This is a genomic window from Chrysiogenia bacterium, from assembly GCA_020434085.1.
Lineage (GTDB): Bacteria > JAGRBM01 > JAGRBM01 > JAGRBM01 > JAGRBM01 > JAGRBM01.
In genome coordinates, this window is sequence record JAGRBM010000255.1 from 1 (window position 1) to 1,510 (window position 1,510).

Annotated in this window: 2 protein-coding genes; both read right to left on the minus strand. The window is 60.3% G+C overall.

Annotated features, from left to right (window positions below):
- Nucleotides 1–584 (minus strand): hypothetical protein (locus KDH09_08395; protein MCB0219697.1); only part of this gene is annotated, 584 nt, incomplete at its 3' end.
- Nucleotides 585–1,006: 422 nt separating this feature from the next.
- A complete protein-coding gene (locus tag KDH09_08400; protein MCB0219698.1) occupies nt 1,007–1,447 on the minus strand; it encodes a monovalent cation/H(+) antiporter subunit G in 441 nt (146 codons plus the stop codon).
- Nucleotides 1,448–1,510: the final 63 nt, after the last annotated feature.

The following is a 1,510-nucleotide window of genomic DNA, read 5'->3' on the forward strand; positions in this document are numbered from 1 at the left end:
CCGTTGGGCGAGCTTCCCTGCAGACGGAAACCGGCATCCTGCATGAAGGAGATGCCCTCGGGAAAGCCCGAGATGTTATCGGTGAAGTTGTTGTTCGATGAATTGTTCAGGTAGTAGACCACCGCGAACCACTGGTTATTATCGCGAATGATGACCTTTTGGGTAATCGTGATCTCGCGCGAGTTGTCACCCGGAGCCGCCCTCATCTCGGTGACCACCACGCTCTCGTAGGTGCTCTCGGTGCCCGGCGTCATCTGGGGCCCGTAGGTCGTCTGGGAGTCCTGCGTGTAGTTCCCGTCGGCACCGGTCTGGTTGCCACCCAGGTTGCAGCTTCCGTCGTCGTTCCAGCCGCTGCCCCACTGCTGCTCAGCGGCGCCGGCGGGATCCCATCGCACGGCGGTTTTCGTGCCGGCGCAATCATCGAAGTCCGCGCCGTAGCCGCTGTCGTTGCTGCCGCCGAAGTGATCGCTGGTACCGGCAAACTGGCTGTCGCCGTTGGTGTAGGGATAAATGAGCGTGCTGATCTCGCCGCCGCTGTTGGGATTGACCCGAAGAAAGATCGAATTGCTGGCCTGCCCCGTCATGGGGTCAACGCCGTAAATATTTTGTGAATAGGCTGGAGTTGTGCTCAGAAACAGCGCCGCAAAGAGAACGAGCGCTGCGAGAGATACAGCAGTAGAACGAACAGGGGACATTGTTGCCTGACTTTTCATATGCACATCGAACTGTCCAAGCGAGGGACGAAACCCACCACAATCACTCGCCTGCGATCAAACCCGCCGCGCCTGCCACCCACTCCCTGCAAGCACCGCGAGGTCAACTGTCCCCGTCAACCAGTTCATACTATAGCCGTTCTTGTGAAAATCTGGAACGAAATCGGCAAAAACCGTTGGAATTCTAAGTAGTTATCCAAATCACACTTTGCCGGGGCAGCGGGGAGCAGGCCCCGTTGCAGGCGCTGGCAATATTCAATAAAGCCACTGAAATTACAGGGGATTTTCGCAGATCAGGCGGACTCGGGATCGCCAGTGCCGGCCTGCCCCTCGGCAAGTTCGGCGGCCAGCTCGCCCGACTCCTCGACGTGCTCGATCTCCCGGCCGGGCGGGTCGCCGGTGGTTCGCTCGTACTGGGCGACCCCGCGGGCGCTCGCAGCGTTCATCAGGGCCTGGGCGCTCACCGGGGCGGTCAGGAAGACAAAGGCCACCAGCAGCACGTCGGCGAGCCAGAAGGTCTGACCGCTCTGAATGTTTTCCAGGAAGGAGGCGATCCCCAGGAAGAACAGCCCCAAGGTCGCGGCCTTCGTCGGAGAGTGGGTGCGCGTGAAGAAATCCGGCAAGCGAACAAGGCCTACCGCGCTCGAGAAGAAGAAGAGCGCACCGATCAGCGCGCTGATGGCGCTGACAAGGCTCATCAAGCCCTCGGGCCGGGTGATCTCATGTTCAATCATCGAGCTCGCCCTCCCCCAGGAAGTAGCCGAGGAACACCGGCCCGATGAACGAGAAGTGCGCCA

What these genes read in the sequence shown, in the direction of transcription:
- KDH09_08400 (MCB0219698.1), bottom strand. Translation starts at nt 1,447, where the DNA reads ATGATTGAACATGAGATCACCCGGCCCGAGGGCTTGATGAGCCTTGTC.